Annotated in this window: 21 protein-coding genes; 9 read left to right on the forward strand and 12 right to left on the reverse strand. The window is 60.1% G+C overall.

Going from position 1 to position 24,381, the window contains the following annotated elements:
• Positions 1-40 precede the first annotated feature (40 nt).
• The gene (gene fdhF, locus AKJ29_RS16980; RefSeq protein ID WP_409360045.1) at positions 41-2,809 is read right to left on the reverse strand and encodes a formate dehydrogenase subunit alpha; all 2,769 of its coding nucleotides are present in this window, start codon (positions 2,807-2,809) and stop codon (positions 41-43) included.
• Between the two features lie 156 nt (positions 2,810-2,965).
• Here fdhF and AKJ29_RS16985 point away from each other — a divergent pair, with 156 nt between their 5' ends.
• The 5 genes from AKJ29_RS16985 (at position 2,966) to AKJ29_RS17000 (ending at position 7,404) form a co-directional block, all read left to right on the forward strand.
• Complete coding sequence (locus AKJ29_RS16985; protein ID WP_055192738.1) at positions 2,966-3,616, forward strand: histidine phosphatase family protein; 651 nt, start codon at positions 2,966-2,968, stop codon at positions 3,614-3,616.
• A gap of 31 nt (positions 3,617-3,647) precedes the next feature.
• Entirely contained in the window at positions 3,648-4,703 is a 1,056-nt protein-coding gene (locus tag AKJ29_RS16990; RefSeq protein ID WP_055192739.1) for a saccharopine dehydrogenase, read from the forward strand.
• Position 4,704: 1 nt separating this feature from the next.
• Positions 4,705-5,847, forward strand: a complete 1,143-nt coding sequence (locus AKJ29_RS16995; protein WP_055192740.1) for a saccharopine dehydrogenase family protein — start codon at positions 4,705-4,707, stop codon at positions 5,845-5,847.
• A 151-nt stretch (positions 5,848-5,998) separates the two neighbouring features.
• Positions 5,999-6,154, forward strand: coding sequence for a hypothetical protein (locus AKJ29_RS19060; protein WP_200909167.1), 156 nt, complete (start codon positions 5,999-6,001; stop codon positions 6,152-6,154).
• Entirely contained in the window at positions 6,151-7,404 is a 1,254-nt protein-coding gene (locus AKJ29_RS17000) for an NAD(P)/FAD-dependent oxidoreductase (RefSeq protein WP_235477699.1), read from the forward strand. Before AKJ29_RS19060 ends, AKJ29_RS17000 begins: the two co-directional genes overlap by 4 nt.
• 92 nt (positions 7,405-7,496) lie before the next feature.
• On the opposite strand, the gene AKJ29_RS17005 is transcribed toward AKJ29_RS17000, so the two are convergent.
• The 9 genes from AKJ29_RS17005 to AKJ29_RS17045 form a co-directional block, all read right to left on the reverse strand.
• Complete coding sequence (locus tag AKJ29_RS17005; protein ID WP_055192741.1) at positions 7,497-8,723, reverse strand: DNA recombination protein RmuC; 1,227 nt, start codon at positions 8,721-8,723, stop codon at positions 7,497-7,499.
• The gene (mutL, locus tag AKJ29_RS17010; protein ID WP_055192742.1) at positions 8,720-10,627 is read right to left on the reverse strand and encodes a DNA mismatch repair endonuclease MutL; all 1,908 of its coding nucleotides are present in this window, start codon (positions 10,625-10,627) and stop codon (positions 8,720-8,722) included. Before mutL ends, AKJ29_RS17005 begins: the two co-directional genes overlap by 4 nt.
• A gap of 208 nt (positions 10,628-10,835) precedes the next feature.
• Entirely contained in the window at positions 10,836-12,152 is a 1,317-nt protein-coding gene (locus AKJ29_RS17015; RefSeq protein WP_139231333.1) for a M16 family metallopeptidase, read from the reverse strand.
• Positions 12,152-13,486, reverse strand: a complete 1,335-nt coding sequence (locus AKJ29_RS17020) for a M16 family metallopeptidase (RefSeq protein WP_055192744.1) — start codon at positions 13,484-13,486, stop codon at positions 12,152-12,154. Before AKJ29_RS17020 ends, AKJ29_RS17015 begins: the two co-directional genes overlap by 1 nt.
• A 130-nt stretch (positions 13,487-13,616) precedes the next feature.
• Positions 13,617-14,141: a DUF3035 domain-containing protein gene (locus tag AKJ29_RS17025; protein ID WP_139231343.1), complete on the reverse strand. Its 525-nt coding sequence runs from the start codon at positions 14,139-14,141 to the stop codon at positions 13,617-13,619.
• A gap of 76 nt (positions 14,142-14,217) precedes the next feature.
• Positions 14,218-14,688 carry a signal peptidase II gene (lspA, locus tag AKJ29_RS17030; RefSeq protein WP_055192867.1) on the reverse strand — a complete coding sequence of 157 codons (471 nt, stop codon included), beginning with the start codon at positions 14,686-14,688 and terminating at the stop codon, positions 14,218-14,220.
• 5 nt (positions 14,689-14,693) lie between these two features.
• Positions 14,694-16,283, reverse strand: a complete 1,590-nt coding sequence (purH, locus tag AKJ29_RS17035) for a bifunctional phosphoribosylaminoimidazolecarboxamide formyltransferase/IMP cyclohydrolase (RefSeq protein ID WP_055192745.1) — start codon at positions 16,281-16,283, stop codon at positions 14,694-14,696.
• A 26-nt stretch (positions 16,284-16,309) separates the two neighbouring features.
• Positions 16,310-18,049 (reverse strand): heparinase II/III family protein, encoded by a 1,740-nt coding sequence (locus AKJ29_RS17040; protein WP_055192868.1) that lies wholly within the window; start codon positions 18,047-18,049, stop codon positions 16,310-16,312.
• Between the two features lie 172 nt (positions 18,050-18,221).
• The gene (locus AKJ29_RS17045) at positions 18,222-19,514 is read right to left on the reverse strand and encodes an RsmB/NOP family class I SAM-dependent RNA methyltransferase (RefSeq protein WP_082392662.1); all 1,293 of its coding nucleotides are present in this window, start codon (positions 19,512-19,514) and stop codon (positions 18,222-18,224) included.
• Positions 19,515-19,582: 68 nt separating this feature from the next.
• On the opposite strand from AKJ29_RS17045, the gene AKJ29_RS17050 reads away from it, so the two are divergent.
• On the forward strand, positions 19,583-19,765 hold the full coding sequence (locus AKJ29_RS17050) for a DUF1674 domain-containing protein (protein WP_055192746.1): 183 nt from the start codon (positions 19,583-19,585) through the stop codon (positions 19,763-19,765).
• Between the two features lie 90 nt (positions 19,766-19,855).
• On the opposite strand, the gene dapB is transcribed toward AKJ29_RS17050, so the two are convergent.
• Complete coding sequence (gene dapB / locus AKJ29_RS17055) at positions 19,856-20,665, reverse strand: 4-hydroxy-tetrahydrodipicolinate reductase (protein ID WP_055192747.1); 810 nt, start codon at positions 20,663-20,665, stop codon at positions 19,856-19,858.
• A 96-nt stretch (positions 20,666-20,761) separates the two neighbouring features.
• On the opposite strand from dapB, the gene rbfA reads away from it, so the two are divergent.
• Both rbfA and truB read left to right on the forward strand, forming a co-directional pair.
• Complete coding sequence (rbfA, locus tag AKJ29_RS17060) at positions 20,762-21,187, forward strand: 30S ribosome-binding factor RbfA (RefSeq protein WP_055192870.1); 426 nt, start codon at positions 20,762-20,764, stop codon at positions 21,185-21,187.
• A 78-nt stretch (positions 21,188-21,265) separates the two neighbouring features.
• Complete coding sequence (truB, locus tag AKJ29_RS17065; protein ID WP_055192748.1) at positions 21,266-22,171, forward strand: tRNA pseudouridine(55) synthase TruB; 906 nt, start codon at positions 21,266-21,268, stop codon at positions 22,169-22,171.
• Positions 22,172-22,404: 233 nt separating this feature from the next.
• Here truB and deoA read toward each other — a convergent pair whose 3' ends face one another.
• Positions 22,405-23,715: a thymidine phosphorylase gene (deoA, locus tag AKJ29_RS17070; protein WP_055192749.1), complete on the reverse strand. Its 1,311-nt coding sequence runs from the start codon at positions 23,713-23,715 to the stop codon at positions 22,405-22,407.
• A gap of 92 nt (positions 23,716-23,807) precedes the next feature.
• Here deoA and AKJ29_RS17075 point away from each other — a divergent pair, with 92 nt between their 5' ends.
• Positions 23,808-24,341: a DUF1643 domain-containing protein gene (locus tag AKJ29_RS17075; RefSeq protein WP_055192871.1), complete on the forward strand. Its 534-nt coding sequence runs from the start codon at positions 23,808-23,810 to the stop codon at positions 24,339-24,341.
• The last annotated feature ends 40 nt before the right edge of the window (positions 24,342-24,381 follow it).

Genomic DNA, 24,381 nt, shown 5'->3' on the forward strand with positions numbered 1-24,381 from the left:
CTCGCAGGGCATTTTTATGTGTTATCAATGATGTGGGGATTTACTCCGCCGCAATCCCCTGATCAATTTTCTCCACCCGAACGGCCGAGAATTTCATTTCAGCGATCTTGCCATACGGATCCAGCGCCGGATTGGTCAGAATATTGGCCGCCGCCTCAACATAGGCAAAAGGCAGGAACACCATGTTTTCAGCCACCGCATAATCCGCCCGCGCCATCACATCAATGGTGCCACGGCGGGTGGTCAGGCGGATCATGTCACCGGGTTCCACCCCCATTTCGCGCAGGGTTTTCGGGTTGAGAGAGCAGTTTGCCTCTGGCTCAATTGCATCCAGAACCGTGGCGCGACGGGTCATTGAGCCGGTGTGCCAATGCTCCAACTGACGGCCGGTGGTCAGAACCATCGGGTAATCCGCATCCGGGGTTTCAGCCGGTGGCAAGATCGCAGCCGGCGTAAAGCGGGCACGGCCATTTTCGCGCGGAAACCTGTCGCCAAACACCACCGCCTGACCGGGATCTTCCGGCGAAAGCGAGGGATAGGTCACCGCGTCAACGCGCTCCAGACGGTCCCAGGTGATGTTGTTCAGAGAGGGCATCACGCGGTTCATCTCGGCAAACACGTCACTCGGGTGATCGAAATTCCAGTTCAGCCCCATGCGTTTGGCCAGATCCACGGTGATCCGCCAGTCTTCACGCGCCTCACCCACGGGCGGCACGGCCGGGCGGGTCAGCTGCACCGTGCGGTTGGTGTTCGACACGGTGCCCAGCTTCTCGGCCAGCGCGGCGGCGGGCAGGATCACATCCGCGTAAGAAGCGGTTTCGGTCAGGAAGATGTCCTGCGACACAAGGAATTCCATCCGCCGCAGAGCTTCACGCACATGGTTCACATCCGGGTCGGACATGGCCGGGTTTTCGCCGAGGATATACATGCCCTTGATGTTGCCATCATAGACCTGATCCATGATCTCAACCACGGTCAGGCCGGGGTTGGGGTTCAGCTCATCCACCCCCCAGACATCGCGGTAAAGCGCCTGAATTTCAGGGTCTTTCACCGATTTGTAATCGGGGTAGAACATCGGGATCAGACCCGCATCCGACGCGCCCTGAACGTTGTTCTGGCCACGCAGCGGGTGCAGACCCGTGCCCGGACGCCCCACATTGCCCGTCATCAGCGCCAGTGAAATCAGGCAACGAGAGTTATCGGTGCCGTGGGTATGCTGGCTGACACCCATCCCCCAGAAAATCATGCCGTTCTTACCGGCTGCAAAGGTGCGGGCCGCGGCGCGCAGATCATCGGCAGAGATACCGCAGATCGGGGCCATTTCCTCGGGCGAGAACGCCTTGAGGTGCTCGCGCATTGCCTCCCAGTTCTCGGTGTGCTCAGCGATATAGGCATCGTTTTGCAGGCCTTCCTCGGCGATCACATGCATGATGGCATTGAGCATCGACACGTCCGCGCCGGGCTTGAACTGCAGGCGATGCGTGGCATAGCGCCCCATGCCCACGCCGCGCGGATCCATCACGATCAGCTTGCCACCACGCTTGGTGAACTGTTTGAAATAGGTCGCTGCAACCGGGTGATTTTCGATCGGGTTGGAGCCAATCACAATCGCCACATCGGCGTTTTCAATTTCGTTGAACGACGCGGTCACCGCACCGGAACCCACATTCTCCAGCAGGGCCGACACCGACGAGGCGTGGCACAGGCGGGTGCAGTGATCGACGTTATTGTGGCGGAACCCTTCGCGGATGAACCGCTGGAACAAATAGGCTTCTTCATTGGTGCATTTGGCGGACCCAAAGCCCGCAATGGCTTCGCCACCATGCTCATCGCGCAGCTTCATCAAGCCCTTGGCAGCCACATCCAGCGCCTCGTCCCAGCTGGCTTCGCGGAAATGGGTCAGCGGGTTGGCCGGATCCACATTCAGCCCCTTCTCGGCGCCATCTTTGCGAATAAGCGGTTTGGTCAGGCGATGGGGGTGGTTGATATAGTCAAAGCCGAACCGGCCTTTCACACACAGACGCCCTTCGTTGGCGGGGCCATTGATGCCCTCGGCATAGACCACCTTGTCGTCCTTCACCTTCAGGCTGACCTGGCAGCCCACGCCGCAGAACGGGCAGATGGTTTTGACTTCTTTATCGAAATCCGAGCTGTCCTTGACCGTGGCCGGCATCAGCGCACCGGTCGGGCAGGCCTGCACACATTCACCGCAGGCCACGCAGGTCGAGGCACCCATCGGGTCGTTGATATCAAACACCGGATAGGCGTCGTGACCACGCCCCCCCATGCCGATCACCTCGTTCACCTGCACTTCACGACAGGCCCGCACACAGAGGTTGCACGAAATACAGGCATCAAGATTGACCGACATCGCCACATGGCTGTCATCCAGAAGCGGCACCCGCCCCTCTTCCAGCTTCGGAAAACGGCTTTGCGTCACGCCATTCAGCTCTGCCATATCCCAAAAATGCGCGTTGGCATCGTGGCGTTCCTCAGGCTGGTCAGCCACCAGAAGCTCCACCACCATCTTGCGGGCAGACCGGGCGCGGGCATTGTCGGTCACCACCACCATGCCGTCGCTGGGGGTGCGGATGCAGGACGCGGCCAGGGTGCGCTCACCTTCGATTTCAACCACACAGGCACGGCAATTCCCGTCGGACCGCAGATTGGGCACATCCTTGTGGCACAGATGCGGGATCAGCGTGCCCTCTCGTTTTGCCACTTCCCAGATGCTCTCGCCCGGTTGCGCAACCACTTCGCGCCCGTCCAAGGTGAAGGTAATCCCCGACATATTTTGCCCATCCGCCATAGTAAATTCTCCGTTTCAGGGGCCAGTATATCGCATTTGCGCGTTTCTTTCAGTTCGTCATTCACGACATAAGCTGTGGATTTTGCGCCAGCCCCCCTTTCAAGATTGGATCCAATCCCTTAGCAATGCGGTGAAGGATGTGTGAAAGGGAATGTTATGACGCAAATCACCCTGATCCGGCACGGGCAGGCCAATAACAGCGCCACGGACGAGGCGGGCTATGACCACCTGTCCGATCTGGGGCGTCAGCAGGCCCGCTGGCTGGGCGAGCACATGCGCGCCACGGGGCAGGCGTTTGATGCCGTTTTCACCGGCACCCTGACCCGTCACAAACAGACCGCCGAAGAATGGGGCGCCGCTGAGGTGCGCAGCGATTCGCGCCTGAATGAAGTGCGCTATTTCGACCTGTCAGAACGGATGCATGCCCAATACGGCCTGGCCCATCCAAAGACGCATGAGGATTTCGTCGATCACCTGCCGCTGACCTTTTCCGCCTGGCAGGAAGGCAAGATCGACGGCGCCCCCGAAAGCTTTCACGACTTTCAGACCCGCGTGCAGGAAGTGATCCACGATATCGCTCAAGCCCATGAAAACCCGATTATTTTCACCTCTGGCGGCTTTATCGGCATGGCCACGCGGGTGGTGATGGGGCTGGATATCGGCCCGTTCACCCGCGCCATCCTACCGATCATGAACAGCTCAGTCCATCGGATGCGGATGCTGCCTGCGGGGCTGACGCTGACCCAGTTCAACGGGGTGCCACATCTGGAACATCCCGACCGCCATCACGCCCAGACCCATTTCTGAGGCCAGACCAACACTTATCCAGGAGAACAGGATGACACATCTTTGGGTACGGGCCGAGCAGCGCCCGAATGAGGACCGGGTTGGCCTGACCCCGGACGGTGCCAAGGCACTGATCGAGGCAGGGATTCGCGTAACCGTCGAGGAAAGCAAAGTCCGCTGCATCGGCATCGAGGGCTACCGCGCAGCCGGGTGTGACATCGCAGCCGAGAACAGCTGGCCAGATGCCCCCCTCGACGCCATCATTTTTGGCCTCAAGGAACTGCCCGAAGACGGCACGCCCCTGCGTCATAAGCACATCATGTTCGGCCATGCCTTCAAGGGGCAGTTTTCCGGCAAGATCCTTCTGGAACGGTTCAAGGCTGGTGGCGGCACCCTTTATGACCTTGAATATCTGGTGGCGGAAAACGGGCGCCGCGTGGCCGCCTTCGGCTATTGGGCCGGGTTTGCGGGGGCCGCCGTGACCCTCAAAAGCTGGGCTGCCCAGCAACGGGGCGAGATTTGCGGGCCGGTCGGCGCCTATCCCGGCAAGGACGCGCTGCTGGACGAGCTCAAGACCGAGCTGGACGCCACCGGCGCGCCGCGCCCCAACGCCATCGTGATCGGCGCCTTGGGCCGGGTTGGCACCGGGGCCTCCGACCTGATGGAAGCGATGGGTGTTGCCGTGACCAAATGGGACATGGCGGAAACCGCCCATGGCGGGCCATTCCCGGAAATTCTCACCCACGACATATTCATCAACTGCATCCTGGCCGGGCCACAGACCCCGGTTTTTGTGCCACAAGACGCGAAAGAGGCCGACCGCAAGCTGACCGCCATTGGCGATGTGGCTTGCGACCCGGACAGCGATTACAACCCGGTGCCGGTCTATAACAAGGCCACCAGCTGGGCCGCCCCGGCGCTGCGGGTTGCGTCCGATCCGGTGCTCGACGTGATGGCAATCGACAACCTGCCCTCGATGCTGCCGGTGGAAAGTTCAATTGATTATGCTGGCCAACTGTTGCCCAGCCTGCTCACCCTGACCGACCTCTCCTCCGGGGTCTGGGGGCGGGCCGCCACCACCTTTCACGAACATATGAAGGAGATCTGACATGACCATCCATTGGTGTGGCACCGGCCTGTCGGCCATCCCCGGCCTGCGTCGCCTGATCGGGAACGGACAGGATGTGGTGGTCTGGAACCGAACCATCGACAAGGCCCGCGAAGCGGTGGGCGACATTGCAAAGGACATCCGGGCCTTTGAGATGGACGCACTGGATGCAGCCCTTCAACCCGGTGACATCGCCGTGTCGATGCTGCCCGGTGATCTGCATGTGCCGGTGGCGGAGCTGTGCCTGAAAAACGGCGCGCATTTCGTGTCCTCCAGCTATATCTCCCCCGAAATGCGCGCCCTGGACGCCAGGTTCAAAGATGCGGGTCTGTGTTCGGTGAACGAGGTTGGGCTGGACCCCGGCATTGACCATTTGATGGCCCATTGGCTGGTGGCTGATTACCGCGCCAGCCAGGACACGGATCAGAGGCAGGTGCTCTCATTCATCTCGTATTGCGGCGGGGTGCCGAAAACGGCCAACCCGTTCCGATACAAATTCAGCTGGTCGCCGCTGGGGGTGCTGAAGGCGCTGCGTTCACCATCCAGATCCCTGAAAGGCGGCAAGGTTTTTGACGTGGCCCGCCCATGGGACGCCATTTCCGCCTATGACGCCCCGCTGCCGCAGGCCGAAAGTTTCGAGGTCTATCCCAACCGGGACAGCCTGCCGTTCATGGAAGAATACGGCTTTGATCCTAACTGGAACACCGATCTGTTTGTGCGCGGCACCCTGCGCCTGAACGGCTGGGCCGATGCGTGGAAAGATGTGTTTGCCGAGGTTGAAACGCTGGAAGGTGCGGCAGGTGATGCGCGCCTCAAGGAAATGTCCGACCAGTTCTGGCAGGACAATGCCTATGACGAAGGCGAGCCTGACCGCGTGATCATGTGTGTGGCGTTGAAAGCGGAAAAAGATGGTGCGGTCACCTATCACAAAACCTATGTGATGGATGCCTGGGGCGACGCCCGCGGCAGCGCCATGGCGCGGCTTGTCTCCACGCCGGTCTCCTTGGCGATTGAAGCGGTGCAAGAGGGCAAAATTTCCGCAGGCGTCAGCGCAGCCCCCTCGGATCCGGCCCTGATCGACAGCTGGATGGGTGAGGTGCGCACCCTTGCTCAACATCTGGCTATTGTCGATCACATCGCCTGAGCGACACGCCACGAACGACATTATCCTGTCGCAAACAACTCGGCATGGCGTCCCAAGGGCGTTAGGCTTTCCAAAAAGAGAGGACGCCATGCCCGCGAGACATACAAGGACAGCCCGCATTACGACGCCTGCGTGCGGTTCTGTCACGGGTATGATCAGGCCCAGTTTCGACCCGCCCCACCCCACCAAACCGCTTGAGTTTTTTGAACCGATGCTGCGCCGAGTGTTCAGCCGAACCCAGGGGCATATGGAACTGAATGAAACCCGTGAGGATGTCCCGAAGGACAAGGACCAGACAGGAACGTGACAGAGCAATATGACTTTGACCTGATCGTGGCAGGGGCTGGCATTGTCGGCATGTCCACCGCGCTTTATGCGCAAAAGGCGGGCCTGCGGGTGGCACTATGTGACCCGAACCCGCCCGGTTCCGGCACCACGTCCGGCTCTGCCTGCACCATCGCCACCTATGCGTGCCTTCCGGTCAATTCCCCCTCTGTCCTGAGCTCTCTGCCCCAGCTTCTGACCAGTTCGGACAGCCCGCTCAGCTTCAACCTCTGGCACGGGCTGCGCAATCCCCGCTGGATGCTGTCCTTTCTGAACAATTGCCGTGCCGGCCGGGTTCGCCACATTACGCGCGCCCTCGGCCGGTTTCTGGCACAGGCAGATGCGGGCCTTGACCCGCTGATTGCCGAGGCCCGCGCCCAGGACCTGATTGTCCAGAATGACTGCCTTTATGTCTGGTCGTCAAAATCCGGCTATGACAATGCGCGCCACGGCAATGAGATGCGCCGCGCACAGGGGGTGGCGTTTGACGAACTCTCCCCTGACGAGTTGCGGGATCTGGAACCGAACCTGACCCTTCCCCTCTATCGCGGCCTGTTGTTCAAAGGGGCCCGCCACGTGACCAGCCCCGAATTGCTGGTATCGCGCATGTGTGCCCGGTTTGAAGAGCTGGGCGGGGCGTATCTCGCGCAGGGCATTGGCCGCGTCTCCCCTGACACAACAGGTGTAACCGCACATCTTGAGGGCCAGCGGCCCCTTCGCGCGCGCAAATTTGTCCTCGCCGCAGGCGCATATTCACGACGCATTCGAGGGACGGGGGGCGAACATCTGCCGCTGGGCACGGAACGCGGCTATCATGTGCTTTATCGCAACCACGGCCATCTGATTTCGCGCCCCGTGGGCTGGGCCGAAGCCGGGTTTTATGCCACGCCAATGGCGGAGGGGCTACGGATTGCAGGCACGGTGGAAATCAACGCCCTCGACGCGCCCTTCAACACAGGTCGCACCGATTACCTCACCCGAAAATCACAAGACATGTTCGGCCCGCTCGGAAGACCGGATGCGACGTGGCTGGGCCACCGCCCCACCCTGCCCGATGCCCTGCCGGTCATTGGTCCCTCGCCGCATTCCGACCGTGTGCTTTTTGCATTTGGGCACCAACATATTGGCCTCACCCTGGGAGGGATCACCGGAAAGGTGATTTCAGATCTGGCACAGGAAAAGATACCCTCCTGCAACATAGAGGATTTCTCACCCAACCGGTTTCCTCATTAAACCGTTTCGCCCGAAACACTGGGACGTTGCACTGCGCAACTCTTTGCCCGGAAACAGAAGGAAATTGTTCGGCCCAGACAGTCAGCTTGCAGTCAGCTGGGTGCCTTCGCGATCGGCACCACGGTTTGGCCCTCTGCTTCCACTTCTTCAAAATCAAAATTATCCAGCCGTTTCGCGCGGTTACCCGCTTTCTCGGCGGAAATCTTGATGTCGGAAATATCTTTGGAAGCCTGGTGAAAATGCCGGTCGAGATTGGCAACCCGATCACCCAGCCGTCCTACATCCGCTGACAGAAGATGCAATTCCTTGCGGATGGCCCCGGCCTGTTCCCGCATCCTTGCGTCTTTCAAAATCGCCCGCATCGTATTCAGCGTCGCCATGCAGGTGGTGGGGGAAACGATCCAGACGCGTTTGGTAAAGCTTTCCTGCACCAGATCGGGAAACTTGGCGTGAAGCTCGGCATAAACCGCCTCAGACGGCAGAAACATCAGCGCCCCATCCGCAGTTTCACCCTCGATGATGTATTTGTCGGAAATATCGTTGATATGCTTGCGCACCGAGCTGCGAAACATCTGCATCGCAGCTTTCAGCTCCGCCTCGGTGCTGGCCGCGACAAGCGCTTCATAGGCTTCCAACGGAAATTTGCTGTCGATCACAATCGGCCCGGGCGGGTTGGGCAGGTGGATCAGGCAATCGGCGCGTTTGCCGTTCGACAGCGTGGCCTGCAACCCAAAGCTGTCAGCGGGCAGCGCCTTGGAAACGATATCGCGCAACTGGATCTCGCCAAATGCCCCGCGGGTCTGCTTGTTTGACAGGATATCCTGCAGCGACAGCACATCCCCCGACAGCCGGGTGATATTGTCCTGAGCCTTGTCGATGACCTTCAGGCGCTCCTGCAGCTGGGTCAGGCTTTCGGTGGTTTTCACTGCGGAACCCTGCAGGCTTTCCTTCATCCGTTCCTGCATGTCAGCCAGCGCCCGGGCGGATTTCATCGCATTGTCATGCAGCCGGTCATTCATCTGCTGCTGCACTGCGCCAAGGCGTGCCTCAACGGTCTGGATCACCTGCACCTGTGCGCTGGCCTGCTGGTCTGACACATGGTTCAAACCTCCACGGAGCTGCTCCTGCCCCTGGCCGAGCTGCTGCACGTTCTGCCCCAGCCAGTGCATCTGCCGGGCCAGATCCTCCCCCATACGTGCCGATTGCCCGGCGCGCCGCAGGGACAGCATCAGCAAGATCAGGATCAGCGCCACGACCCCTGATACCGCCAATACAAGCGGATGGGTCAATGGCAGTGAGAATTCTCCGATTTCAATCATGTGCGCCCAAACAGCCTTTCGATATCAGCAAGCTTCAACTCCACATAAGTGGGGCGGCCATGGTTGCATTGCCCCGAATGCGGCGTTGCTTCCATCTCGCGCAGAAGCGCATTCATTTCCTCACCACGCATCCAGCGCCCGGACCGGATCGAGCCATGGCAGGCCACCCGCGACAGAACCGCTTCGATCCGCGCCTGCACCGTGTTGCTGTCACCCAGATCCGCCAGCTCATCCAACACATCCCGGATCATCGCGGTGGCGTTGACCTCACCCAGGATTGCCGGGGTTTCGCGCACGGCAACCGCCGTGCCCCCAAACGGTTCAATCACCAGTCCAAGGGTTTTCAGATCCTCGGCCACCTCCAACAGGCGGGCAATCTCGTCTGAAGACAGTTCGATAATTTCCGGGATCAGCAAAGCCTGCGAGGCCACGCCGTTTTCCGCCATTTGGTGTTTGAGCTTTTCATAGACCAGCCGTTCATGCGCGGCGTGCTGATCAACGATCACGATCCCGGTCTCAGTCTGGGCGATGATATAGTTTTCATGCACCTGCGCCCGGGCGGCCCCCAGTGGCAGTTCCGTGGCCCGAACCGCATCGACAGGTGCGGGGGACGGGTCCAGGACCTGATCTTCGAACCGGGCAGACGGGGTTGCCATCTCGGAAAACCCCGGCGCGCCATAGTCCCGCCCTGGCAGGTTTTGCGGCGCTTGCCCCTGATACGAGGCACGCAAGGCCCCCATTGACGGGCGGTCCATCTGGTAAACCCGCGCAGCACCGGTCGCGGTGGGTTCCTCCGGGCGCATCGCCCCGAGGGTGGCCCCGGCCACGGTTGTCGACGCACGGTGGCCAGCTTCCGCCAGCGCATGGCGCAGCCCCGACACGATCAGCCCGCGCGCCAGCCCCGGATCACGAAAGCGCACCTCGGATTTGGCCGGGTGCACGTTCACGTCCACCAGTTGCGGATCACAGGTGATGAAAAGCGCCGCCGCGGGATGGCGGTCGCGCGACAGGAAATCGAAATATGCCGCCCGCAATGCGCCGGTCAGCAGTTTGTCCTTCACCGGGCGACCATTCACAAACAGGAACTGTGCCACCGCGGCCCCGCGCGAATAGGTTGGCAGCGCGGCATAACCCGTCAGCCGCAACCCTTCCCGCGTGGCATCAATTGCCAACGCGTTTTCGGTAAACTCACGGCCCAGGATCTGGGTCAGCCGACCATAAAGCGCATCAAACAGATCGCCGGACTGGGCATCAGCGCGGAAGGTCACGCGCCCTTCCCCTCCACCCGACACATCGCGCAGGGTAAAGCCCACATGTGGCTCTGCCATGGCCAGACGCTTGATCACATCATTGATCGCCTGCGCCTCGGCCCGATCCGTGCGCATGAATTTCAACCGGGCGGGTGTGGCAAAAAAGAGGTCCCGCAACTCGACCATCGTGCCCTGAGACAGGGCCGCGGGCTTCACTGCGCCCATCTTGCCGCCGGTCACACGCAAGGTAGCGGCCTCATCCCCTTCGGCGCGCGATGTTATGGTAAGCCTTGCGACGGCCCCCAACGATGGCAGCGCCTCGCCCCGGAAACCGAAAGTGTGAATATCAAGCAGGTCGGAGCCGTCAATCTTTGACGTAGCATGGCGCGACAGGGCCAGTGGCAAATCTTCAGGCGCGATACCACACCCGTCATCGGTCACCCGGATCAGCGTCTTGCCGCCATCCGCATAAGCCACCTCAATCCGGGTGGCCCCCGCATCAATGGCATTTTCCACCAGTTCCTTGACCGCAGACGCAGGGCGTTCGACCACTTCACCGGCTGCGATCCGGTTGATCGCGGCGTCATCCAACTGGCGGATCACGGGGCGTTTCGGCGCGGAATTCAAGCTCATATGGGGGGTGTCCTCAGGCATACCACAAAATTTAGCATGGCTCCGCCCGATTCGACACCCGATTCGGAACGGGGAAGCACAGGCGCGTATCGGCGGCTCTGGGCTTCCCCTCCGGTTAAAGTGTTTCGACTTATTATTGAGACACAATAATGAGGCGAAACGCTCAACACCTACTGATGTTGCGGGCGTTTCGAAATCAACTTGTGTCTCAAGTTAATCTCGAAACGCTTTAGTTCGATGCTGGCTGATCAGCCAGCCCCTCTGGCTTTCCGATGATCATGAAGGTCAGCTCATCCGGGCGGAAAATTTCACCCGCAACCCGGTTAGCCTGTTCCAGCGTCACGGCCTCCACCTTATCATTGCGCGTAGAGATATAGTCGATCGGCAGACCCTCGATCTGCATCCCCACCAGAAGGTTGGCGATATTCGAATTGCCATCAAAGCGCAGCGGATAAGAGCCGGTGAGATAGGTTTTTGCCGCCGACAGCTCCTCGGCGCTGATACCGTTCTGCGCCATGTCGGCCCATTCCTGACGAACCACCTCTACCGCCTCGGCCATGCTGGCATTCTGGCTGGAGAACTGCCCGGCGAACCCGTTGGCATATTCACGGTCAAACAGATAGGCACCGATCCCGTAGGTCAGGCCCCGCTTTTCACGCACTTCCTGCATCAACCGGCTGTCGGACCCCAGACCGCCCATGATCTGCGAGACCAGATAGGCGGCGAAGAAATCCGGGTCCTCACGGTCGATCCCACCATGACCAAACCGCGCAATGGATTGCGGGGTGTCAAAGGGGATCACGGTCTGCGCGCCGTTCCAGGTGACATCCGCCCGTTCGGGAAAGGGCGCCCCCTCGGCGCTCAGCCCCTCAAGAAGACGGTCCATCAACTCGGCCAGTTCCTCGGCCCTGATATCCCCAACGGCGGCAATATAGACCCGATCCAGCGCCAAAGTGTCACGATAGGCGGTCAGCAGGTCCTCACGCGTCAACCCCTCGACACTCTCCACCGTGCCACCATCATAGCTGCCATAGGGGTGGTCGCCATAGGTGGTCGCATCCCAGGTTTCCGACAGGATATCCGACGGGTCCGTGGCGCGGGAGCGCAGGTTCGAAAGGAGCTGATCGCGGACCCGTTCAATTGCGTCCGCTTCAAACCTGGGTTCGATCAGGGCCGAACGCAGCAGCGCCATGGCCTCATCCCGGTTTTCGGTCAGAAACTGCGCGGATACATCCACACCATCGCGCCCGGCCCGGAACATGAAAGACGCGGCCTGCGCCTCGGCGGCTTCTGCAAACCCGCGCGCATCCAGATCGCCTGCCCCCTCTTCAAGAAGCGATGTCATCAACTCAACCGAGCCCCGTTTGCCCGGCCGATCCAGCGAGGTCCCCCCGCGAAAACTGATCTCAAGCGCCACAAAAGGCAGGCTGTGTTCTTCAACCAGCCAGGCCTTGAGCCCCGCCTTTGAGGTGACGTCCTGAATGGCCACTTCAGCGCGGGCCGGAAAGGCCGCAAGGGCCAGAACAACAAGGAGAAATCGCAGCATCACATTTCCTCTCCACCTTCGGGGACCAGCCAGCCCGTGACCGATTGCTTCCTATTCAGCACTTTGCGCGCCACTGCCATGACGTCGCCGGGCGTGACCGCCTGCAATACGTCCTGCCAGGCATCTATGTCCTGCAGGGTCAGACCCGAGCTGAGCGCACGACCATAGCGATCCGCCCGCGCCTGTGCATTGTCCTGGGCATAAATCTCAGACGCTTTGAGCTGAAACTTGATCCGCTCGAACTGGGCTACATCAATTTCGCCTGCCAGAAATGTCTCCAGCGTGTCATCCAGAGCGGTTTCCGCCGCGCGCAGAGAGGTCTCGCCATTGGGCACGACCACGAGGCTGAAACTCGTGTCATCCAGCGCCGTGGCCCCATAGCTTGCCCCTGCATAGACGGCGATCTGGGTATCAAACTGCAAGGCCCGCCCCAATACCGAAGTGGCCCCGGAACCGCCAAGGATTTCCGACAGATAGACCAGAGCTGCGGCCTCTTTCTGGTCCCCCGAATCACGTTCCGGCGCCAGGTAGCTGCGCATCAGATACGGTTGCGAGACCCGCGCATCCGCCATGCGCAAACGCCGCTCAGCCAATTGCGGGGGTTCGGTGATCCGGGCGCGCGGGGGAAGATCCGCCGTCGGTTCCAGCGGACCGTAATAGGTCTCAGCAAGCTGCCTGACCTCCTCCGGGTTCACGTCCCCTGCCACCACCAGCGTCGCATTATTGGGGGCGTAAAACCGCTGATAATACTCCAGTGCAGCCGTGCGAGAGAGGTTTTCCATCTCGTGCCGCCAACCAATCACCGGGATTCCATACGGGTGGTTCAGATATTGCGCGGCCCGCATCTGTTCATAAAAGAGCGATCCGGGATCGCTGTCGGTGCGTTGCGCGCGTTCCTCAAGGATCACCTCACGCTCCGTCACCACATCCTCTTCGGTCAGGCGCAGATTGCGCATCCGGTCAGCTTCCATCCGCATGATCAGCGGCAGGCGATCTGCCGCAATGCGTTGAAAATATGCGGTGTAATCTTGCGATGTGAACGCATTGTCCGAGCCGCCATTTTCCGTGACGACCCGCGACAGCTCTCCTGCTTCCATCGTATCGGTGGCCTTGAACAGGAGGTGTTCAAGGAAATGCGCAACCCCAGACACCCCCGGCTTTTCATCTGCCGCCCCGGCCCGATACCAAAGCATCTGCACGACAACCGGTGCCCTGTGATCTTCGATCACCACCACCTGCAACCCATTGTCGAGCTTGAACTCTGTCACACCATCCTGTGCCGCCTGCACCGGCAGCGCGAAACAAACCGCCAAGGCGGCCATCAATCGTCGCATGGATCACTCCTGTTCTGTTGCGATCAAGTTAGGGTCCCTGACGCGGGCTGCAAGCCATGCGCACGCAAAGTTGATAAGCTTCTGCACCCAAGCGCGCAAAAGTGCAAAGCTGCAACAGAGGGGAGCGGATTTACTCGGTCGGAAGGAATTCAGGCGGAGCAGACGGGGTCCAGACACCGGCACGGCGGAGGCGTTCAAGCTCACGGTGCTGATCCAGCTCCATCCTCTCATACGCACGGAAATAGACATTCACGTCAAACAGGCGTTCCAGCAGGCGCCCATCGTTTTCGCGACGCCATTCCAGATCTTCCGCAGCAAGCGCCTGACGAATATTGCCCGTCACGCCTTTGCGCCCTGCGTAGGATACCAGCGCAGTTTCACTGCGCCGGATCCCGGTATCGTCCAGCAATCCGGGCTTTCCGCCCAGTGCCGCCACCGCATCCTTGACCGGGGTCGGGTCGGTCAGGTTGCTGCCACCGGGGGTTGGCGTGGGGAGATCACGATAGCTCGGGGGTTCCTGCAACGGTTTGGTTGGCAGGACGGCAAACTCATCCGGGCTACTTTGTGTCGATTTCAGGTTCATCAGGCGCGGGTTGTCATCGCTGCTGCAGGCAGAGATCGCAAACACGGTGGCCCCGAGGATCAGAACTTTCATCGTTACATTGTGCATTGAGAAAACCCCCATTTCTTACCGTTTCTTAGCCCATCTGGAAACGCGCGTCACGCGCCTTTCACTCGGACTTGGCAGGATCGGCAAAAAGCGCCAGCCCAAATGCGCCAGCAAAGACAAATATATCCGCGACATTGAAGGAATAGGGGTTTTGAAAACCACAGCAGGACATGTTCAGAAAATCGACCACGGCCCCATAAATCACCCGATCCACCACATTCCCGAGCGCCCCACCAACCAAAAGCCCCGCACTGATCAGCGCCAGGCGGCCAGCGCCTGTTTTGATAACCCAGCGCACCACCCAGCCAGAGATGCCCAGCGCAAGGACAATCAACACCCAGCGCATCGCCGCGCCATCTGACCCGAAGAGGCCAAAATTGACCCCCCGATTCCAGGCCATCTGGAAATTCAGAAAAGGCGGAAACACTTCGAGCCAGCCACGTTGCGTAAGGTCCAGCACGTTCAACACAAAGAATTTACTGCCCTGATCAATCAGGAGCGACAGGGCAGCGAAAAGAGCAATCACACGCATGGGCATCAATGACGGAAGTGGCGCATGCCGGTGAAAACCATGGCGAGGCCAGCCTTATTTGCCGCCTTGATCACCTCGTCATCGCGCATCGACCCACCGGGCTGGATCACGCAGGTGCCACCCGCAGCGGCGGCTTCCATCAGGCCATCCGGGAAGGGGAAAAACGCATCCGATGCCACGGCGCAGCCCTTGGCAAGGCTTTCTTCCAGCCCCAGCTCTGCCGCCATCCGGCCCGCTTTCGACGCGGCAACATTGGCGCTGTCCAGACGCGACATCTGGCCTGCACCAACACCGACGGTTGCGTTGCCTTTCACATAGACAATCGCGTTGGATTTCACGTGCTTGGCAACTTTCCATGCAAACAGAAGGTCTTGCATCTGCTCATCGGTCGGCGCTTTTTCGGTCACAACCTTCAGGTCATCCATACCGACATAGCCAACATCCTTGTCCTGAACGAGCATGCCACCGGCAACCTGTTTATAAGCCACGATCGGCTCGCGCGTGTTCGGCAGGCCATCGGTCAGCAGCAGGCGCAGGTTCTTCTTGGCAGCAAAGATTTCCTTGGCCTCATCGGACGCGCCCGGCGCAATGACAACCTCGGTGAAGATCTCGACGATCTTGGTTGCGGTTTCTGCATCCAGCGGTTTGTTCAGGGCAACAATGCCCCCGAAAGCCGAGGTGCGGTCGCAGTCAAACGCCTTTTGATAGGCTTCAACCAGCGTCGCGCCTTTTGCCACACCGCAGGGGTTGGCGTGTTTGATGATCGCCACAGCAGCACTTTCGGCGGGATCAAATTCGGCCACCAGCTCATAGGCTGCATCGGTGTCGTTGATGTTGTTGTAGCTCAGTTCCTTGCCCTGCAACTGAACAGCGGTCGCAACCCCCGGACGGTTCGAACCATCGGTGTAAAACGCCGCTTTCTGGTGGCTGTTTTCACCATAACGCAGGGTCTGTTTCAGCTCACCGGCAAAGGCGCGGCGCTTGGGCGCGTCCAGTTCCAGCGCCTTGGCCATCCAGTTCGACACGGCCGAATCATAAGCCGCGGTGCGGGCATAGGCTTTCTGCGCCAGCTTTTTGCGGAATTTGGGGCAGGTCTTGCCGCCATGCTGATCCATGTCACCCAGCAGTTTTTCGTAATCTTCCACATCCACAACCACGTTCACGAAGGCGTGGTTCTTGGCCGCGGCACGGATCATCGCCGGGCCACCAATGTCGATGTTTTCGATGCAGGTGTCATAATCGGCCCCTTTGGCGACAGTGGCCTCAAACGGGTAGAGGTTCACAACGAGAAGGTCGATGGCGCCGATGCCGTGCTCGGTCATGGCGGCAACATGTTCGTCATTGTCGCGCAGGGCCAGAAGGCCACCATGCACGCGGGGATGCAGGGTTTTCACCCGACCATCCATCATTTCCGGGAACTCGGTGATTTCCGAGACATCTTTCACGGCCACACCGGCCTCACGCAGCGCATTGGCAGACCCGCCGGTCGACAGGATTTCGACACCGCGCGCCTGCAGCGCCTGTCCCAGCTCAATAAGCCCGGTCTTGTCGGATACGGAAATAAGCGCGCGCTCTACGCGATGAAGGTCGGTCATGTCGGTCTGGCCCCTTAGGCACGAAGTTACTGTGGCAGCTCGCGGTCACCGTCTTCAAGGTCGCGCAGAACCGAAGGGGTCTCTTGCGCCTTTGCCAATGACCAACGAATGCGTGTCGCATAATCCATTGCGACCGCCCTGAGAACCACCTGTTTCGTCGCACGGGGCTTTAAACGCGTTTTTTCCAGATAAACGCTGTTTTCCAGCGTCAGTTCTGCCTGTCCGTCGTGGCGGAAAACCCAGATTTCACCTGATCTGAGCGCCATCGACACGGCCGTTCCCCCCAGATCCAGCGCCGCATCCACATCCGGGTGCAGGTGGAAACGCACCGCGAAAGGAATTCCCTGCAACCCACGCGCATCCATCACCGCATCAAACCGGCCCTTATGGTCGGGATCAAGTGCCGCAAGCGTTTCTTCGCCGGTCAGGTCGCGACCATCCACGCCCAGCTCCAGACGTCGCATGTGCAAAAGGCCATGGCTGGCCAGATAGCCGTCATGATCGGCAAAGATCCCCACCCGCCCCGCATCCTGTGTCATCTGCACCCGCACATCTTCGGGGGCCAGAAACAGTTGACCACTTACCCCATCCCCCCCATCCGCCACGCGTGAGGACGAAATCCCTTTGAGGCCCAATGTGGAATGCGAAGGTGTGGCCCGCCCCGCCTTGCGCCAATCCTCGCCAAACTGCACACCAGTGCCGCAATTCACGATCAGCGGGCGCCGCCCCGAGGTCAGTTCGAAAGACAGGGTCGAGGCATGGGCATTGACAGAAGCCCTCCCCCGGGGGGGCGCAGCCGCATCCATTACAATTGTTGTGCGCCCTCCGGTCATCCGGGCAAACCCCATCGACAGGCCCGGATGCGCGCCCCCGCGAATGCCGGAACTTGCCAGCGCATGATCCAATCGCCCCTCAAGGCCACGCCCACCGCCATGAAACCGCGCCAACCCGCCATCAGCGTGGCGCAGGGCCCGCAGGGTCGGCGCGATCCGTTCCATGGCCGCAAGATGATCTGAAGGTGCGGCCTGTCCACTTTCTGACAGGGCGGACGCCACCCAGGTCAGCAGGGTAAACACCTCCAGCAACTCTTCGGGGTTGCGGGTCGGAATGCCACCTTCGGCGTCAATCTGCTCACGACAATCCTGCGCCAGCGCGCGCACCGCAGGCGCAACATGCTTTTCCATCCCGGTCAAGCTGAGGCCCGCATAGATCAACCCTGTCAACGCTTCGAACCGGGGCAGTCCCGGACTGGCCCCATGCCAGCGGCGCGACAGAAAAATCGTCTGCTGCCCAAGTGAGGAGAAAAACCGCTTGCTGTTTGCAGGCTCCATTCCAGCCATCAGGAACAGCGCATGGTTGATCCAGCGGATCAAACGCCGCCCGGTCAGGTCCGGGGTCCAGCCCGGTCCACGTCCTGCACCGAAGTGATCAATCCAGCCGATCAACCAGTCCTGTCCCCGTTTCCTGGCCTGCAGATCCCCGAGGGCCGCAAGATCATCCAGCCAGACAAACCCCTGCAATTCCTTGGCAAATTGCGGGCTCGGCGGGGCAAGATCCCATAATCCACATGCAGGCGCATTCACCAGATGTCCGGCAAACAGAAAATTGCCCGCCACCAGTTGCTTGCCTCTGGCAAAAGATCCCACTGTCCGTGGCTCTGGCTGTGACACAAACCCCGTCGCCGGTGCCGCACGGGTAGAGCGCCATGCCTGCCAGCGATTGGCAAGCTGGTTTCGAAAATCTGTTGGGGGCGTTCGCTGTGCCACCTGCTTCACCTTGGCAACTCCTTGCCCTGCATGGCCTTTTTGCGGCCAACCGGGCTTCACCTCAAACCAGTATTCCCCTCTTTTTGTCGGGGGTTGAGAGGAGCATACATCCGGGCGTCGCCGCTGTCATCTGGCGATTTCACACCTGCAGCAGGCACGTTAAACTGCGATGTCAGGCCTTGCGAAAAGCGGTGACAAAAAACCCGTCCATCCCCCCAAGATCGGCGTGATAATGGGGAAACAGGCGCAGCCCTTCGGGGCCTATCCAACCCTCATCCACACCGGGAATACGCAAGGCGTCAAGGTCCAGTTGCAGGCCTTCGTGGCGCGACAGCGCATCCCGCACCTGCTCTTCCCCCTCGTCAATCAGCAGCGAACACGTGCAAAATACCAGCCGTCCGCCTGACCGCAAAAGGCCCAGCGCCCGGTCAATCATATATTCCTGCAATTCGAACAGACCCGGAAACTCGCTCCCGTCCTTGGCATGTGGCAGGTCCGGGTGACGCCGGATTGTGCCGGTTGCCGTGCATGGTGCATCCAGCAAGATCGCATCAAACGGTCCGCCCTCGAATTCCAGCGCATCACCGACAACCGTCGTGGCCTGCAACCCGGTGCGGACAAGGTTCTCCTCGACCCGCTTCATGCGCCCCTCGGAAATATCCAAAGCGGTCACATCTGCCCCCGCTGACGCAAGCTGCATCGTCTTGCCCCCGGGGGCCGCGCACATATCCAGAACCCGCTCTCCCGCTTGCGCGTTCAGCACCTTCGCCGGAAGAGACGCCGACACATCCTGCACCCACCAATCCCCGGATGCATAGCCCGGCAAGGCCGTCACCTGTCCGGGATCCATCAGTCGCACGGATCCCGTTGGCAGGTACATCCCCGTCAGGCGCTCTGCAAGATCTGCCGAATTTGATTTGGCGGAGAGGTCCAGCGGTGCCCCAGCAAAATGCGCGACCTCCATCGCCTCGACCGCTTCCTTGCCGTAATCTGCCAAAAGCGGTTTGCGCAGCCATTTCGGCAGACGGGGCACGGGCAACTTGTCCCATTTATCGACCTCACCCGAAATCTTGCGCAAAACGGCGTTGACCAGCCCTGACATCTTCTCGGTGGTGCGGTCCTCACGCGCGGCGGAGACACAGGAATTCACCACCCCATGTGCTGCCCCCCCCGAGCAGATTTCAACCACCCCCAGGCGCAGGATATTCATCACCCGGAGCGGCGGGCGTTTTTTCAGATGCGGTCCCAGCATCCGGTCGGCACGGTCCATACCGCGCAGAACCGTCAGAACCAGTCGTTGGGCACGTGCGCGCTCTTCCACCTCAAGACGTTTCAACCGCTTGGGCAGAACTTCGGACAGCAGGCGCTTGTCTTCGATCACATCCCCCAGCAGGTCCACCACAACATGCCGCGTGTCGATGACACGTGTTTTGCCTTTTTGCCCGGCCTGTCTTGCACCCGCCATTTTCTCACCTTTGCCTTTTTGTCATGAGCGGCCTATATCAATCCCAGCATAGCGACAAGGATATCGACATGTCCGACGAAAAACGAGATCTCCCCCCCGCCGCCCAACGCGCCCTGGACGAGGCAGAGGCACGGCGAAAAAAGGCGGAAGCGGTCGCAAAAGAGATCCCCAAGGAATATGGTGGCCGTGACGGACCCGAACCCGTGCGCTATGGCGATTGGGAAAAAAAGGGCATCGCCATCGACTTTTGAGGCGCCCCTCAAATCCCGCCGAAAGGGGCTCTGCCCCTCGAGCTTTGCTCTCACCCCGAGGTATTTCGGGCAAGAAAAAGGAGCGCGGCTTCAGAGACCGAGCACATCCAGCATGTCATATTCGCCAGGCTTCTGGCCCTGCCCCCAAAGCGCGGCTTTCAACGCACCCCGCGCAAAGACAGACCGATCGCTGGCCACGTGACGAAGCGTTATGCGCTCCCCCTCAGCGGCAAACAGAACATCATGTTCCCCGATGATGTCACCGCCGCGGATGGCATGAAACCCGATATCACCGCGTTTGCGTGCTCCGGTGATCCCGTCCCGGCCGCGATCAGACACATCCGTCAGGTTCACACCACGGCCTTCAGCGGCAGCCTCTCCCAGCATCAATGCGGTGCCAGAGGGCGCATCCACCTTGTGGTGGTGATGGCTTTCGATGATCTCGATATCGTAATCTTCATCCAACGCCGCTGCGACCTTTTTGGTCAGCTGGGTGAGGAGGTTCACCCCAAGGCTCATATTACCAGCCCGCACAATGGTGGCGTGTCGCCCGGCAAGGCGGAGTTTTTCGAGGTCCTCATCGGTCAGCCCAGTGGTGCCGATCACATGCACAGCACGGGCCTGCGCGGCGATTTCAGCCATATCCACGGTGGCAGACGGGGCGGTGAAATCAATCACGGCCTGTGCTTTGGACATGGTTTCCAGCGCGTCATCGCTGACCGCAACGCCAACCGGCTGGCCGCCCATACATTCGCCCACATCACGCCCGATCCAATCATGCCCCGGGCGATCAAGCGCACCAACCAGCCGCGCCTTGTCCGAGGCCAGAACCTCTTTGATCAGCATCTGCCCCATCCGGCCCGACGCCCCCATCACAACAATGCCCGGCAATTCGCTCATGTCTTGTCTCCTTATTTCGTTCCTCTCCTAACCCGCATTTCCCTGCTTGGCAAAGCCCTGCTTGCATGATTGCGCATTCCGCCCTATGTGGACGCCATGGCAAAGAACCGATTTCATGACCACGATGGCCCGTCGCAGCGACAGCTGCGTGTGGCTGAATTGATTCGCCGCACCCTGTCCGAGGTGCTGGCACGCGGCGATGTGCATGACCCCGAGCTGAACCGGATGTCGATCACGGTGGGTGAGGTGCGCACGTCGCCGGACCTGAAGATTGCCACCGCCTATGTGCTGCCTCTTGGCGGGCATGGGAAGGACGAAGCAATTCAGGCCCTCGCCCGCAACAAAAGCGAGCTGCGCCGCGCCCTTGGCAAGTCGACGAACCTCAAGTTCACACCTGACCTACGGTTCCAGATTGACGAAACCTTCGACCAGATGGACGAAACCCGTCGCCTGTTCGCACAAGAGGACGTGCAGCGGGATCTGGACGAAGGTTTGGACGACGACAGAAGCGACGAAGACTGACCTGTTCTTTTCAACTAGACTGACACCGCCACCCCGATTGACCCGCGGGTGGGAAAATTCATCTGTGGGGCACAGCATATGGCACGCAAACGCAAGGGACGCGACATTCACGGCTGGCTGATTGTGGACAAGCCAGCGGGCATCAGCTCAAACGCGGTGGTGAACAAGGTGCGCTGGGCGATGGACGCAAAGAAAGCGGGCCACGCGGGCACACTGGACCCGGAAGCCACCGGCGTTCTTGCCGTTGCGCTGGGAGAGGCCACCAAGACGGTTCCTTATGTGACGGACACGCTGAAGGCCTATCGCTTCACCGTTCGGTTGGGACAGGCAACCAACACCGATGACGCTGAAGGCGAGGTGATTTCCGAAACAACTGCACGCCCGTCCGATGATGAAATCGAGGCAGCCCTCGGTCAATTCACAGGTCAGATCATGCAGGTTCCGCCCAAATTTTCTGCCATCAAGATCGACGGTGAACGCGCCTACAAACTCGCCCGGGACGACGAAGAGTTCGAAATTGCCGCGCGGCCACTTTGGGTCGAAGAACTGCGGATGGTCGGGCGCGATGATGCGGATCATGTAACGCTGGAAATGACCTGCGGCAAAGGGGGGTATGTGCGTGCCATTGCCCGCGATTTGGGCGAAGCGCTTGGCTGTTTTGGCCATGTTCGCGAACTGCGTCGAATTTGGTCCGGCCCGTTTGAGGTTGAGGATGGTGTCAGCATGGAACTGGTTGAAAGTCTTTCCAAAACAGGTGAGCTGGACCAATATCTGCTGCCTCTGGAAGACGGCCTGTTCGAACTGCCCGAACTGATCTGCACCGCAGATGGTGCCACGCGCCTGAAACATGGCAATCCTGGCATGGTGCTGGGATCCGACGTGGAATATGGCGATGAAGCCTGGGCTTCCTTTGAAGGCAAGGCGGTTGCGGTGGGGATATTCCGCTCGGGTGAATTGCATCCCAGCCGCGTCTTCAATCAGTAACGCGCGCGAAGACGACACGACATCACATTGCTCTCACAGCCCAAAGGGGCTTTGCCCCTCGGCCCCGCTTTTATAGCATGGCCTCACCCTAGGATATTTCTGACCAGAAAATAAGGCCGGTGCGCGCCCCTTTTTCTTGCCTGAAATACCTCGGGGTGAGCCTCGAAGAGGCGAGGGGCAGCGCCCCTTATGCATTGCGGGACGCGCTTTTGCAGATAAGATCTCTGAATGCGTTAGCCTTCGACAATGTCACGCAAGGCGGGTGTTTTTTCGGGGGCGGCGCCGATTTGGTAAGCCGCAAGAACCTGATCATGGGCAGCGGCGGCGCGGGTGTCATCATCTGCATGGATCAGGGCAATTGCATCACCTTTTGAGACTGCCACTCCCAAATCCAGGAGCCCGGTCAGCCCGACAGCGGGATTGACCTCATCTGAGGCGCGCCTGCGCCCACCGCCAAGTTCAACCACGGCAAGGCCGATATTGCGGGTGTCAATTGCACGGATAAAACCATCGGCCTGCGCACTGACCTGCGTAACATGCTTTGCTTTGGGCAGCAGGGCGGTGTGGTTTTCGATCAGGTCTGCAGGGCCGCCCAGCGCCGTGACCATGCGGCCAAATAGCTCGGTCGCTTTGCCGCTATCCAGCGCGCGGGTGACCGCGGTCAATGCAGCCATGCGATCTGTTTGCAAGCCTGAGGTGAGCAGCATTTCCGCGCAAAGGGCAAGCGTGACCTCACGCAGACGGAGGTCTTGCTTGGTGCCGGTCAGGAACTCGATCGCATTGACCACTTCCAACGCATTGCCTGCCGCCGAAGCCAGCGGTTGGTTCATATCGGTCAGCAAAGCGTGGCATGGCAGGTCTGCACTGCGGGCCACTCGTGTGATTGAAAGGGCCAGATCCTTGGCCGTTTCATAGTTGGCCATGAAAGCCCCGTTGCCAAACTTCACGTCCATCACAAGAGAGCCCAGCCCGGCTGCGAGTTTTTTGGACAGGATCGAGGCCGTGATGAGCGGGATGCTTTCCACCGTCGCGGTCACATCACGAATGCTGTAAAAGCGTTTGTCAGCGGGGGCGAGATTGGCGGTCTGGCCAATCACCGCGCAACCGACATCTTTCACAACCCTGGCAAAGAGCGCATTATCGGGGGTCACGGTATAGCCGGGAATGGCTTCCATCTTGTCCAAAGTGCCCCCGGTATGGCCCAGCCCACGGCCGGAAATCATTGGCACATACCCGCCGCAGGCAGCAACAATCGGTGCGAGCATCAGACTGACATTGTCCCCCACCCCTCCGGTCGAATGCTTGTCAACCGCCGGGCCGGGCAGATCATCCCAGCGAAAGACATCCCCGCTGTCGCGCATGGACAGGGTGAGTTGCGCGGCCTCGTCCGGCACCATGCCCTGGAAAAAGACGGCCATGGCAAAAGCCGCCACCTGCCCTTCGCTGGCAGTCTGATCTGTAATCCCCTGAACCATGGCAGCAATCTCGTCCATTTCCAGACGGAGCCCGTCGCGTTTTTTACGAATGATCTCGGCAATCAACATGGTGGTGTCCTTTCCTCGAGCGAACAGATTTGACCTTTTGGACAAAATTGGCAAGGGATTGCTTTTCCCGCCACGCGGAGGCAATGACAGGCATGATTACACGAGAGTTTCAAAAAGGCGATGCTGCCAGCGTAGCGGTATATTCGGATTGCGAACATTATCGCTATGCCCTGACGCGGGTATGGGAACCGCAGGCGAAACGGGTTCTTTTCATTATGCTGAACCCCTCCAAGGCGACGGAAATTCAGAACGATCCCACTGTAGAGCGGTGTGAGCGCCGGGCGCGGGCGTTGGGATTTGGTGGATTTCGGGTGGTCAACATCTTTGGCCTACGCGAGACGCATCCACAGGTGATGCGTCAGGCGGCAGATCCGGTCGGGCCCGAAAATGATCTGGAACTGCTGGCAGGATGTGACTGGGCCGACCAGATCATTTGCGGTTGGGGGACGCATGGAGCGCATCGTGACAGGGGGAGTGAGGTTGCAGATCTACTGCGCGCGGGGGGCCACCGCTTGTATCACCTTGGGCTGAGCAAAGCGGGGCATCCAAAGCATCCGCTGTATATAGCCTATGCTACGCAACCAATGCGCTGGGACCGCGGAAACGCGACGGACGGGGGTCGGTAGATCAAGAGAACAGATTGCAGGTGCACTCACGACGGTCCGG

It is taken from the genome of Aliiroseovarius crassostreae, assembly GCF_001307765.1.
GTDB lineage: Bacteria > Pseudomonadota > Alphaproteobacteria > Rhodobacterales > Rhodobacteraceae > Aliiroseovarius > Aliiroseovarius crassostreae.